This is a genomic window from Komagataeibacter sp. FNDCF1, from assembly GCF_021295335.1.
Classification (GTDB): Bacteria; Pseudomonadota; Alphaproteobacteria; order Acetobacterales; family Acetobacteraceae; genus Komagataeibacter.
The window spans coordinates 3,424,604-3,437,803 of the sequence record NZ_JAIWOT010000001.1 but is presented as its reverse complement, the minus strand read 5'-3'; the positions used below and the strand labels follow the sequence as shown (position 1 = coordinate 3,437,803).

The following is a 13,200-nucleotide window of genomic DNA, read 5'->3' as shown; positions in this document are numbered from 1 at the left end:
CTGACGCCGGGTTAAGGCTCTGCCCGTCATTTTCCGCACTGCACAATCATGTGCGAAAAAAAACTCCCACTTTATTGTTGTTATTCCGGACTCGGAATCACCCGGACCGGTTTGTCTATACTCTGTGTATTTTAGGGCAAAAATATGTCACGCAGTAAATACCAAAATATAAACCATCCCTTCACATCTTATTCATAAAAAATTAACCAACTTTTCAAGCCGTTATTATATAGCAACGAATTACGCTGCCATTTCCATTACCGTCGTCCCGAAGTCAACGGTGCCATTCCCCGCCATAAAACCCGTTACGGTCCATGACGGGGGCGCATTTCCACCTACTGCCGGCCGTATGTATCCTCGAAACGGACGATATCGTCCTCTCCCAGATAAGGCCCGGACTGGACCTCGATCAGGGTCAGGGGAATACGACCGGGGTTTTCCAGCCGGTGCATACAACCTAACGGCAGATAGACACTTTCGTTTTCCTGCAGCAGAAGATTTTCATCATCGCGTGTCACGCTGGCCGTGCCGCTGACAACCACCCAGTGTTCCGCGCGATGGAAATGCTTCTGCAACGACAGCTTCTGCCCAGGGTACACCACGATCCGCTTGACCTGGAACCGCTCCCCCTGGATCAGTCCTTCATAAAAGCCCCAAGGCCGGTAACAGCGGTTGTGGATTTCGGCCTCCGGCCTGCTTGTGGCCTTGAGCTGCGCCACCAGGGCCGAGACATCCTGCGCATAATCACGGTGAATGGCGAGTACGGCATCGGATGTGACAACCAGCACCACATCCGTCAGTCCCGCCACCGCGGCCAGCATCCCCTCGCTGCGCACGTAGCAGTTATGGGACTGTTCCAGTACCACATCCCCCGTCACCACGTTCCCGCAGGCGTCCTTGTCACCCAGTTCCCACAATGAATTCCAGTTGCCGACATCCGCCCAGCCCAGATCCGCCGGAATGACAACCGCACGTTCGGTACGCTCCATGACCGCATAATCAATGCTGACACTGGGGCTGCGCATGAATGAGTCACGCTCCAGCCTGAGGAAGGTCAGGTCGCTCTGGCTATGGGCCATGGCCGTGCGCACGGCATCCAGCACGGCAGGTTCATGGCGTTCAAGTTCCTCCAGCATGACCGATGCCGGGGCCATGAACATGCCGGAATTCCACAGATATCCGCCTTCATTCAGCATTTCGGTCGCGCGCAGGCGGTCGGGCTTTTCAACAAAGCGCGCCACGCGGTGCGCGTCATCCCTGCCGCCATCGGGGTGCAGGGGGGCACCGGCGCGGATGTAGCCATATCCGGTTTCAGGCGCGGTGGGCTTCATGCCGAATGTCACGATATACCCTTCGCGCGCCACCTGCGCCCCTTTTTCCAGCACCTCCGCCAGACGTTCGGGATGCTGGAAGGACGCATCCGCCGCCATGATCCACAAAAGGGTTCCGGGGTCATCCTGCGCAGCCAGCAGGGCGGCAGCGGCAATGGCGGCAGCGGTGTTTCGCCCGGCGGGCTCCAGCACGATGCGTCCGTCCTCGCACCCGTTTTCGCGTAGCTGTTCGGCAACAAGGAAACGATGATCCTGGTTGCATACGACAATCGGGGGAGCAAATGCCTCCCCCGCCGCGCGCTGCAGCGTCTCGCCAATCATGGTGCGCCGTGACGCCAGCGCCCAGAACTGCTTGGGGTGACTTGCGCGTGAAACAGGCCATAACCGTGTTCCTGTCCCGCCGGACAGGATGACGGGCGTTATGGTGTGGCTCCGGGCCTGGCCTGGGGGTATGGGTACATCCGTTGCTGTCATAAACGTCATGGATCGCAACTCCGTGCTGCATGTTTCATGGTGTGCGCATCCGCGGCTCCGGCCTCGAAGCGGCAGCGGTCATGTCGGCCATCCGTGTCAGAAGCGGAACTTAAGCCGATTTTTTTTGTCAAGAATGTGGTGTGCAAACATATTTCGGTCGTTATCGTGCCCCTGTGTGGCATCTGCATGACACAGTCCGCATTGCGGAACGCGCTCCCATCATTACTGCGGGTTCCATTCAAACGCCTCTGGCAGCTTTCGGTTCGGGCCGGTTCCGGACAACAGGTCGCGAGATATGACCGGGAAAAACCGCATTCACGCTGCCCGACCGGATCGTTGACGGCCAGCCGGGAACCGGGATACCGGCCACGATGTGCGCACCTGACGCACTGAACCCGGGTCATGCAGGGCATGCCCGGGTTCAGTGGCGCAGAATAAATTTTTCAGATTGACAATAAAAACCGCCAGATTCCGCCTTCTGGCCCAAATGCCGGCATGTATCGATGCAGCCAGCGTAAAGAACACGGCGGGGGGGGGATGCCCGTGCTCAGGAATGGCAGAACCTGCGCCTGAGCGCCATTGCTATCTGGCGGATCATGGCGGGCAGGAAAGCAGGCCGTCTCATGATCCGCTGCATGATCGCCCCTACCGCGCCCGAACGCAGTGCCACGGATACGAAATGGGAGTCATCCAGCCGCTGCAGTCCCGCCGCACGCTGGTGCAGCAGGTCGACCAGTTCCGGATTGTCACGGATGCGCGCATCACGCGCCAGTTCCAGCGCCGTGTCACGCATGTCCCGATAGGCAATGGTCGTGCGCGACATGCCGGATGCCCGTCCACTCACGCTCCCCTGCCGCTGGGTATAGAGATAGGTCGCATGGTCCGTCAGGTAAAACCGCCCCCCCGCCATGAGGAAGGTGATCATGAGCAGGAAATCCTCCCCATGGCGCACCACGGGGTCATAACGTATGGCATGGGCCTGCATGAATTCCCGCCGGAAGACCGGCTTGAGCAGCCCCCAGTCAAAACCGTTCCCGCCTGACAGGTTGTGGCCGATATAGTCACGCAGGCTGACAGGCGTGGCGGGCACCCTGCCCGCACCCATCGCCCGGCCCGTTACCTGTCCCGCCACGGCGTCATAGTAGGCCAGGTCATCGGCCACGCAATCACAGTCACCCTGTGCCGCGCGCGCCATGATCACCTCCAGCCTTTCGGGGGCAAAGGCGTCATCGGCATCAAGGAAGGCCACCCAGTCGCCCCGCGCTTCGGCCAGCCCCACATTGCGCGCAAGCGACGGACCGCCATTATACGGCGTGGAGAGGACGCGGATACTGTCATGCCCGCGCTCCAGCCGGTGGAGAAGTTCGGGCGTACCATCCGTGGAGCAGTCATCAACCACGATGATTTCCAGCGGTGGCCGTGTCTGTTCCAATGCGGAACTGATGGCCCGCATGATGAAAGCCTGCGCATTATACGTGGTAATGATGAGGCTGACGGACATGGGAGCGTTCATGGCATGCGTCCTGTCATACTGTCGTAGATATCTTCAAGTGTGGTGGCCCAGCGCGACAGGTCATGCCGCGCGGCCACGAAGGCCGGCCCCGCTTCGGACATGCGTGCGGCCAGGGCATCATCGCGCAGGATGGCGAGCAGGTGGGCGCTGAGCGCCGCGACATCCCCCTCCGCAAAGGCGAAACCGGTTTCCCCGTCGATGATGCCCTCGGTCGCACCCCCGCGCGCCGAGGTGACAACCGGCACCCCGCAGGCCTGGGCTTCCAGCAGTACCAGTCCCATGCCTTCCGCATCACCATTGCGTGCCGTGACACTGGGCAGGCAGAACACGCGGGCTTCCTCCAGCAGCGGCTGCATCTGTGCGGCGGCATACCGGCCGTGGAACGTGATGCCCCCGATATCCGCCGCCATGGAGGTCAGCATCCCGCGCTCGGGGCCATCGCCCGCAATGACCAGCCGCGCATCGGGCATCTGTGCGCGTACGGTGCGGAAGGCCTCGATCAGGTAGCGGCAACCCTTCTTTTCCACCAGTCGCCCCGCGAACAGGATGACCGGGTCACGTGCCGCCACCGGCCGGCCTGTATGCCGGAAGCGCTGCACGTCAATGCCGATGGGACAGACATGGATGCGCTGCGGGGGCAGGCCAGCGCGGATCGCGGCCTCGCGGATACTGTGGGAAACAGCGATAAAACCGACCTGCGGTTCTGCAGCCAGACGTTCAAGCCGGCGCGGATAGGCACGCCACCGCCGCCCCCCGCCACCAGATGCGAACCAGTGCATGTGCGTCGTGATATCGGACCCGTGCAGCGTAACCAGCAGGGGCACGCCCAGAGCGCGCGCCACCGGCCATGCCTCCACCCCGTCAAAGCCGAAATGGGCATGCACCAGTGCCGGCGCCACACTGCGCGCCAGCCGGAGCATGCCGGGCACGGGGCGCTCCAGATAACGCGACCCCATGCCGACCAGGCGCTGGAACAGGGTGGGTGGTCCGTCATGCAGCGCCCGGACCATCATGCCATCAAGCGGAAGCTGTCCGATCGTACGCTCACCGATCAGAACAGGCCGCCAGCGCCGCAGCGCACGGGCCTGGTCGCGGACGAATGTTTCCGAAATGGGCAGGATCTGGGTACGGTAGACAGCAACACAGGGGCTGGATGCGCCGGACCGGGATGTACCCGCCCCCGTCGGTACCGGGGTGTTCATGCTGCCAGGGCCCGCGGGCTGGCCACGGCAGAGGCATTGCCCCGGTGGCAGGCCCGGTCCGTGCGCGATGATTCATGGCCGAACCGCCGCACCAGCGGGGCAAGCAGGACACCCAGCACGGCATCCTTTTTCATTGCCCGGCCACCAAACGTCCAGAATGAACGCTCGCTGTAACCTCCGGCGCGTACCAGCCGGACAAAGGCCGCGATCCGCCGTGGCAGGCTGGCGGAACAGACCTCCGCGCGGGCGCTGTACAGCGGCTCCAGCGAACTCCATGCCGCGGCAGCCGCGCGCGCGCGGGTCCGCAGCGCCTCGGGCAGCGCCGGGTCGCGCGCCAGATCGGCAAAAAGGGCACTGTCCTGCACGGTCATGCGGGCAAGGTAGCGATACGTATCGGCCCGGTCTTCCAGCCGGTAGCGCCAGCGGTCGATGAACGTGGGCTTGGTACGCTTGCCCGAACCGACCGTGTTGCCACCATGGATACGGTATTCGGCCAGTTCGTCATCAAGGTAGACAATGCTGCCAACGCCGGATGCGACAAGGAAGAAATACAGGTCATGCCCCATTTCCTTGCCCGGATTGTAATGATCGCGCATGCGCGGCCAGTATACCGATGCGGGCCTGAGCACCGCGCGGAATGTCTGCATGAACCCGTAAGAAAAGCTCCATGGCTGCAATGTCAGCGGACGGGAGACGGCGGGTGTGGGCGGCGTGGCGTAGAAGGTGGAGATGGGCCTGCGCCGTTCATCCACCAGACGTGCGTTGTGAAAGACCATCATCACGTCGGGATCATTGGCAAAGGCATCGCGCACCTTTGCCAGATTGTCGGGCTTCCAGAAATCATCCTGATCACAGAAGGAAATCAGATCCCCTGATGCCAGGCTGACGGCATGCATGAAATTGCCCTTGTAGCCCAGCCGTACCGGATTGCGGTGAATCCGGACCGGAAAGGGAGCGGTACGCGCGAAATCCGCCGCGATGTCCAGTGTCGCGTCGGTTGATCCGTCATCCGTTATGATCAGCTCAACGGGCAGGCAGGTCTGCGCGGCCAGGCTGTCAAGCTGTTCACGGATATGGGTCGCGCCATTGTATGTTGCCATGACAACCGAAATGCCGGGCCCGTCTGTTCTGTTACCTTCCTCGCTCATGGGTCTTGCTCTTTCCTCTCCCCGGCGCAGGCATGGCCTGCGGAGGGTCATACACGTGTGTCGGGATAATCTTGTGGCGTCAGGATGCGCTGCACGATTTCGGGCCAGCTATGGGCATCGAGTTCGATTGTCTCGGTGGAATGCAGGGCCGCTTCGATCGCCTGGCCAATGGACTGCGCATTGCCGGGGCGGTAACCGTACCGGCCGGGCGTGTCATTGAGCGCAAAGTCCGGACAGACGGCGGGAATGCCAAACAGCGCGAACTGCCGCAGCTTGAGCGATGTATCAAGCAGGTAGCGTGGCGTATTGGCGTCACGATAGGGCGCCACGCCAAAACTGGCATGCTGGAGATAGGCCAGCGTGCGCTCGAATGCCATTTCGGGATGGATGATGATGTTGGGCGCGTCCAACCCGTCGGTGGCATGGCCCGCGCCAATGATATGAAAATCGATGTCGGGGCGCAGCCTGGCGGCAAGCTCGAAAAATGTCCTGTCGAACAGCATCGAACCGATCGAGACACAGCTTGTGCGCCCTTCCCGATAGGGATTGGGGTACGTCCTGTCGGCAATGCTGCGGTCGATGCCATGCGGCGCGAAAACGGCGGAGCGTGCATGGGGCAGACGCTCAAGCAGATAACGCGATGGCATCCGGACCGTATCGATCATGTCAAAGTTACGTACGAAATCATTCTTGATGGTATCCGCACAGCCCACCACTTCCAGGTCATCGGACATCAGATAAATAATGCGCGCCGTCGGATTAAGTTTCCGCACATCGGAAATAAATATTGGCGCCATGCCGGATTCAATAAAAACCGTGTCCGCGCTTCGGATCCATCTGCGGGCGATGGTGGGCAGCATCTTCCTGTAAAGCCAGAACAATCCACGCTCCACCGGCGCAAGTGCGGCACGGCGCATGTTGAACGGATGCCAGGGCATGCGCCAGAGGTAGCATTCCACCCCATCGACCATCTCGACCCGGTTGGCGCGTTCGACCAGGCTTGCGCGCGTGTCACCCCGCCGTAACGAGAGCGTACTGAGCCCGATGGAAAGGAATGCGACAGGCCCCCTGCGTGCCATCTCTGTCGCAATGAAATGAATACTTGCCTTGCGTAAACTGCGGAAATCATGAACGGAAATGAACAGGGACCGCGTCATGGAAAAAGTTGCTCCTGTTTTGCGCCCCCACCTGCGCCATATGCATGCGAAGGCGGGCGGCGCTCGGTTCTGCCGCATGTGCGTGGTCGTGGCAGGGCCACAGCACCCTGATCTTGTGGAACGCCTGAATCCACGCCGGGATTAAGGCAGGATGATGACAAGTTCGTGCCCTGACAGAGGCGATGGGACAAAGAATTGTGTTGGCATATTTTACGTGTTTTATACATTTATATTCTGTTACGCTCTGCCCGCCATTGCATAGACATGCCATCACCACAAACACGTCATTCATACACCGGGGGAACTGAATAATGTCATCCGTGACGGAAAATTCGGGAACGGAACGAAATTATCTGCACCAGTTGACCTCCCTGCGCGGTGTTGCCTGCCTGGTCGTGCTGTTCGGTCATGCCATACAGGTCTTTCGCTACAGCCAGCCCACGCGGCCCCCGGGTCTGGCGGTCGTGCATGATCTGGTGACCTATGCCTTCAACGCGGAAGCGGCGGTCGTGCTGTTTTTTGTACTGAGCGGCTGCGTACTTTCACTGTCTCTGCGCAAATACACGCACATGACCGGGCGTATTGTCGGCAGCTTTTATGTAAAGCGCCTGTTCCGGATCTATCCGCTGCTGTGGTTTTCCATAGCGCTTGCCATTGCCAGCATGGTCATTGCACGTGGCTGGGTGGCGGACGGGGTGTTCGTGGGCTGGCTGTCACGCAACCTGCAGACGCCGGTTTCCATCCGCAATACCCTTGCATCGGTATCCGGCCTGTTCACCCGCTATAACGGGCCGATGTGGTCGCTGCGTGTCGAACTCATGTATTCCGTGGTGTTCCCGCTGCTGTTCGTGCTGGTCCGTGCGCCCCGGCTGCGGGTACTGACACTGGCCGCACTGGCCGCCATCGCCCTGCTGCCCCTGCCGCATGAGACGGGCACGGTCTTTGCCCTGTGCTTCGGGCTGGGCGCGCTGATTCCGCTGCTGCCCACGACCCTGCCGCGCCACCACGGGCTGTATGCGCTGCTGGCGGTGGCCGTACTTTTATATGACCGCTACGCCCTTGCCCCGCTCAACCTGCCCGAACGCATCCCCGACATGATCGAAACGGCAGCCGCCTTTGTCGTCATCCGCGACCTGTATGCGTCGGGGCGGCAGTACCGTTTCCTGCTCAGCAAACCGGTCATTGCGGTGGGCGAACTGTCCTATGGCATCTACCTTCTGCACCTGCCGGTCATGCTGATCGTGTTCAGCCTGGCGGGACGCATGATGGGCGCACCCACCCTGCTCTCCCACCCCTCGCTTACACAGTTCGGGCTGGGAATGGTGACAGTCGTGCTCACAACCACACTGGCGGCGCTGACCTATACGGTGCTGGAACTGCCGCTGCACAACATGGGGCGCAGGCTGGGGCGCGCCATACTCAGCCCGGCGGCCGCCAGCATCCGCCCGATTACCGCAGGAGAGGGAACGGACACGCATGTCTCTCGCGTCTGACACCACACCTTTCGTGTACGCGCCGCGTCCCGCACGCGCCGCCATCCAGCCCGCCACCCGCGCGCCCGCCCTGTCACGCGCCGATGGCATTTCGTGGCTGGTGGTGGCAGGAGCCGTGTTCAATCTTGTCCTGTGCTTCATCAACACGCGGCATGTCATCACGGTGCACAGTTCCGAAATCGCCCTGTGTGAACTGGGCATCATCTTCCTGGCCTTTCTGGAAGTGCGCAACACCATCTCCCCCGCCGTGGTCCGGATCACGGCGGTCATGCTGTGTTTCGAGATCGGGGCCAAGTTCATCAATCCCCGCCTTGATCTGAAGATCCTGCACGATCTTGCCATCGCCTACCTGTTCTACCAGCTTGGCACGCGGTCCACCCTGCGCTCGGGTGAGCGGACCATGTGGACGCTCATGGCGATGATCCTGTTCATCGGGTTTTTCGAACTGCTGTTCACCAACCTGTTCGGCACGGTGTTCGATGTCTGGACCTATTATGTCAACAAGGGCGTGATCAGCAGCGGCACGGTCAATTACAGCAATACCAACCTGTTCATCAGCGGCAACCGCGGTGCCGCGGCGTCACGCACCTTTTTCCAGTCGATATTCGGTTCGCACCGCGTGTCCTCCCTGTTTCTGGAACCGGACTCACTGGGCAACTTCTCCGCCATCGGCTTTGCGTGGTGCCTGAGCACCCGTGTCGGCTCCCGCCTGCGCCATGCGTTCCTGTTCTTCCTGTCGGCGCTGTGCTTCGTGCTGGCGGATTCCCGTTTTGCTTCCGGCTGCGCCATGGCCATGATCCTGTTGCGCATGACCCCCCTCTACCGCTCGCGCTTCGTGGTCTTCGCCATGCCGGTCACGGTCATGATGGGGCTCATGCTGCAGGGGGCCAACCATGAAATGCCGGGCATCCTGCCTTCCATCATTGGTGACGATTTTTCGGGGCGGCTGCTGTTTTCCGGGCGGCTGCTGGATTACTGGAACCTGCCGCAATGGTTCGCCATGGCGCCATCACAGGTCTATACGGCCGATACCGGTTACGCCTACATCATCAACAACCTTGGACTGCCGCTGACATTATTCCTGGTGGCGCTGTTCACCATGCATCCCGCCCGCACGGAAGCCGCCGTGTCCATGAAGGCGATGATCTCGCTGTATTTCGCGACCTCGCTGTGCATCGGCGCCTCGGTCTTCACCATCAAGACGTCGGCCCTGCTGTGGTTCCTGTATGGCACGACCAACAGTGTCATCACGCCATCGGATGCGCTTGCGGCCACGACGGGCATGGCCGAACGCGTGAAGTCGCTGCGCTTCAGCAGGCTTTCCCCCTCACCGGAGCACACTGCATGAAACGACCCTTTTCCCGCCGTGTCCGCAACTGGCTCACAGGCTGTGTTGCGGGGGCGGCCCTTGTGCTGCCCGCCCTTCATCCCGCTACCGCGCAGACCTGGCGGGGTGTAAACCTGGCGGGGGCCGGCTATTCATCATCCAAGCTGCCAGGGCGTTACGGGTATGACTATCTTTACCCCAAACCTGCCGAGGTGGATTACTTTACCCAGGCTGGCATGAACACATTCCGCCTGTCCGTGCTGTGGGAGCGCCTGCAACCCACCCTGAACGGCCCGCTGGACGACAGGGAACTGCAGCGCGTGCAGCAGTTTGTCAGTTACGCACAGGGCAAGGGTGCGAGCACGGTACTCGACATTCACAACTACGGCCGCTACCGCGGGCAGGAAGTCGGATCCGACGCGGTTCCCGATGCGGCCTTTGCCGATCTGTGGTCACGGCTGGCACAGGTGTTCGGCCGGAATGACCATGTGCTGTTCGGGCTGATGAACGAACCCCAGCAGCACTCCGCCGAAGCCTGGAAAAACAGCGTGCAGGCCGCCATTGACGCCATCCGCAAGACGGGCAGCCATAATGTCATACTGGTTCCCGGCATCGGGTGGGACGGGGCGCAGTCTTTCGCCTCCCTCAACGGGCCGGCCCTTGGCACACTCGTGGATCCCGCCCACAGGCTGGTCTACGAGGTGCATGAATATTTCGACACCGATGCCTCGGGCACCAAGCCGGCCTGCGTGCCACAGGACCAGGCGCTGGCCCGGATCAAATCCTTTACCGACTGGCTGCATGCACACAGGGCCCACGGCTTCCTTGGGGAATTCGGGGTCAGCCGCCAGCCCGAATGCGTGGCGCTTCTCGCCCCCCTTCTTACCCATATGCACGACAATGCCGATGTCTGGTCTGGCTGGACGTACTGGGCGGCGGGTCCACTATGGGGCAATTACATGTTCACGCTTGAACCGGACCACGGCGCCGACCGCCCGCAGATGCAGGCCATCCGGCCCTTCCTTGGCAGGCAGCACTGAATTTCAGATCACGCCATCAACAACCGCGATACGGGAATCCAATCATGGACATAAAGACTTTCAACATCAAAGGCATGATGCTGCTGACGCCACCCCGGTTTGAAGATGACCGTGGCTATTTCACGGAAACCTATAACGCCGCACGCCTGAAAAAAATCGGCATTACCGAACCCTTCGTACAGGACAACCACAGCCTTTCACGCCAGCGCGGCGTGGTGCGCGGACTGCATTGCCAGTTGCCGCCGCATGCGCAGGGCAAGCTGGTCCGCTGCACCCGGGGCAGCATATGGGACGTGGGTGTGGACATACGCGCGGGTTCCCCCACATTCGGGCAATGGGTGGGAGAAACGCTTTCCGCTGAAAACGGTGCGCAGCTCTGGATCCCCGCGGGCTTCCTGCACGGGTTCTGCACCCTGAGCGACAATGCGGAGGTGCAGTACAAATGCACCGACTTCTGGAACCGTGAATGCGAACGCTCCGTGCGCTGGGATGATCCGCTGCTGGCAATCAACTGGCCTGTTACCGCCGGGGAGGCGATCGTATCCGCCAAGGATGCCGAGGGACTGGCTTTTTCCAGCGTGGATGACTGGTTCACGCACACGGTGGATGCATGACGGCACCCATTCCGTATTTTAACTGAAATTGAGAAAGAAAACAGATCAAGATGCATTCATCAATACTTGTAACCGGTGGAACTGGCCAGCTTGCATCCGCGCTTGCGCCGTATGCGGATGTAATACGGGTCGGCCGTCCGGATTTTGACTTTGACCACCCGGACACGATTGACACCGTCCTGCGGGTGAACCGGCCCGCCATCGTGGTCAATGCCGCCGCCTGGACCGCCGTGGATGCAGCGGAAACCAATGTGGATGGTGCCGAGCGGGCCAATCACACCGGCCCCGCCCGCATGGCCGCCGTGTGCCGTGAACTGGGTATTCCGTTCATCCATATCTCGACGGATTATGTCTTCAGCGGCGACAAGGGCAGCCCCTATGTGGAGACCGACCCGGTTGACCCGCGCTCGGTCTACGGCCGCACGAAAGCCGAGGGCGAGCAGGCCGTGCTGGCCGCGCATCCCGACAGCATCATCCTGCGCACGGCATGGGTGTATTCGCCCTATAATCGTAATTTCGTCCGCACGATGGTCGAGGCCGCCGCAAGGCGTCCGGAACTGCGCGTGGTCGGTGACCAGATCGGCAACCCGACCAGTGCGGATGCGCTGGCCGATGTGATCATGAAGATCATCGCCCGCATCCGCGATACGGGATGGAAAGCGGACTATGCCGGGATCTACCATGCCGCAGGGGAAGGACAGGCGAGCTGGTACGAACTGGCCTGCGCTGCAATCGAGATGGCAGCGCGACACGGCAACCCCCGGCCAGCCATTGAAGCCATTACCACGGCGGACTGGCCCACACCCGCGCACCGCCCGCATGATGCGCGGCTTGACTGCACGCGGCTGAAGCAGGTGTTCGGCTGTGCGCCGGGCCCCTGGCGGCCGGAAGTCAGGCGGGTTGTGGGTGAACTGATGGCGCACCGCGCACCCCAGCCGCAATCCTGACGCGACACAGGGGCCTGCCCTATATGCCACCGCAGGCCAGCCGCAGGCGTTCCCGTGCACGGCTGGCCGCGGCCCGATACAGCCGGGCGCGCGAGACTTCACCGGGGAAACGTGCAAGTTCCCGGCGCAATGCGCTACCGCGCATGAAGTAATGCCGGACGAAATGGGTATGGCGCAGCAGGCTGGCAATATACCGCTTGCGATCGAGCACCGGGTGGATGAAGGCACACCCGGCCTGTGGCAGTACCAGGTCCGTTTCCAGCACCGGTGGAAACCAGCGATAACGCGATACATCCCCATATCGCGCCAGCGGCATGAATGACATGCCGGCCGCCGCAATTTCGGATGCAACAAACGCCTCACCCAGCGGCCAGAACGGGATGTGTGGCCCATCGGGTGCTGACATGACACGCCGCCTGTGCGCCAGATGCTTCAGCGCCCGGGCCGAAAAGAACGAAATGCAGTTAAGCGATGCACGCAGCTGCGTATCGGGATAGCTGGCCGCGTGGAAACGTGCCCAGTACCACCCCGGTCCCGCATCAATGGGCTGGGCCACGAAATCGGCATCATCCGCCATCATGTCCGCCAGCAGGCGGTTGCCATCCCCCCCGATGCACGCGTCATATTCCACGAACAGATAATAATCATAATCCGGGATGCGGTCATGCACCTGATAGTGGGTGTAATCGGCGTTCCACCATATCAGGCTGCCTTTTTCAAAACGGTTGGCAAACCCCAGGGCCAGCATGTCGGCATTGCAGGTGCGCAGGACGCGATCATGCGCAATGGTGCCCACAAAGCCGTTTGTCTCATCCATGGATACGAAGATATCCGTACCGGGAAAAACGGACTGAAGGCGTCTGAGCTGACGATGGACAAAACTGTCCCATGCATATGTCTTCATCACAACCGCGCATTTTTTCGCTGCGATCACGTTCGGCACTCCACATGGCT

At 61.2% G+C, this 13,200-nt stretch carries 11 protein-coding genes; 5 read left to right on the top strand and 6 right to left on the bottom strand.

Annotation, left to right across the window (positions count from 1 at the left end; genetic code table 11):
• Positions 1 to 335: 335 nt before the first annotated feature.
• The 5 genes from LDL32_RS16090 to LDL32_RS16070 form a co-directional block, all read right to left on the bottom strand.
• Positions 336 to 1,814: a mannose-1-phosphate guanylyltransferase/mannose-6-phosphate isomerase gene (locus LDL32_RS16090; protein WP_233068468.1), complete on the bottom strand. Its 1,479-nt coding sequence runs from the start codon at positions 1,812 to 1,814 to the stop codon at positions 336 to 338.
• Positions 1,815 to 2,352: 538 nt separating this feature from the next.
• Positions 2,353 to 3,318: a glycosyltransferase family 2 protein gene (locus tag LDL32_RS16085; protein ID WP_233068466.1), complete on the bottom strand. Its 966-nt coding sequence runs from the start codon at positions 3,316 to 3,318 to the stop codon at positions 2,353 to 2,355.
• Positions 3,315 to 4,520: a glycosyltransferase gene (locus LDL32_RS16080; RefSeq protein ID WP_233068464.1), complete on the bottom strand. Its 1,206-nt coding sequence runs from the start codon at positions 4,518 to 4,520 to the stop codon at positions 3,315 to 3,317. Before LDL32_RS16080 ends, LDL32_RS16085 begins: the two co-directional genes overlap by 4 nt.
• Positions 4,517 to 5,668: a glycosyltransferase gene (locus tag LDL32_RS16075; protein WP_233068462.1), complete on the bottom strand. Its 1,152-nt coding sequence runs from the start codon at positions 5,666 to 5,668 to the stop codon at positions 4,517 to 4,519. Before LDL32_RS16075 ends, LDL32_RS16080 begins: the two co-directional genes overlap by 4 nt.
• A 47-nt stretch (positions 5,669 to 5,715) precedes the next feature.
• Positions 5,716 to 6,825: a polysaccharide biosynthesis protein GumK gene (locus LDL32_RS16070; RefSeq protein ID WP_233068460.1), complete on the bottom strand. Its 1,110-nt coding sequence runs from the start codon at positions 6,823 to 6,825 to the stop codon at positions 5,716 to 5,718.
• A 311-nt stretch (positions 6,826 to 7,136) separates the two neighbouring features.
• Here LDL32_RS16070 and LDL32_RS16065 point away from each other — a divergent pair, with 311 nt between their 5' ends.
• The 5 genes from LDL32_RS16065 to rfbD are packed head-to-tail and all read left to right on the top strand — an operon-like array spanning position 7,137 to position 12,246.
• On the top strand, positions 7,137 to 8,318 hold the full coding sequence (locus LDL32_RS16065; RefSeq protein ID WP_233068458.1) for an acyltransferase: 1,182 nt from the start codon (positions 7,137 to 7,139) through the stop codon (positions 8,316 to 8,318).
• Positions 8,302 to 9,666: a polysaccharide polymerase gene (locus LDL32_RS16060; protein ID WP_233068456.1), complete on the top strand. Its 1,365-nt coding sequence runs from the start codon at positions 8,302 to 8,304 to the stop codon at positions 9,664 to 9,666. Before LDL32_RS16065 ends, LDL32_RS16060 begins: the two co-directional genes overlap by 17 nt.
• Positions 9,663 to 10,685, top strand: coding sequence for a glycoside hydrolase family 5 protein (locus LDL32_RS16055; protein ID WP_233068455.1), 1,023 nt, complete (start codon positions 9,663 to 9,665; stop codon positions 10,683 to 10,685). Before LDL32_RS16060 ends, LDL32_RS16055 begins: the two co-directional genes overlap by 4 nt.
• Before the next feature lie 44 nt (positions 10,686 to 10,729).
• A complete protein-coding gene (gene rfbC / locus LDL32_RS16050; RefSeq protein WP_233068454.1) occupies positions 10,730 to 11,299 on the top strand; it encodes a dTDP-4-dehydrorhamnose 3,5-epimerase in 570 nt (189 codons plus the stop codon).
• A gap of 50 nt (positions 11,300 to 11,349) precedes the next feature.
• A complete protein-coding gene (rfbD, locus tag LDL32_RS16045; protein WP_233068453.1) occupies positions 11,350 to 12,246 on the top strand; it encodes a dTDP-4-dehydrorhamnose reductase in 897 nt (298 codons plus the stop codon).
• 19 nt (positions 12,247 to 12,265) lie between these two features.
• Here rfbD and LDL32_RS16040 read toward each other — a convergent pair whose 3' ends face one another.
• A complete protein-coding gene (locus tag LDL32_RS16040) occupies positions 12,266 to 13,063 on the bottom strand; it encodes a hypothetical protein (RefSeq protein WP_233068452.1) in 798 nt (265 codons plus the stop codon).
• Positions 13,064 to 13,200 lie beyond the last annotated feature (137 nt).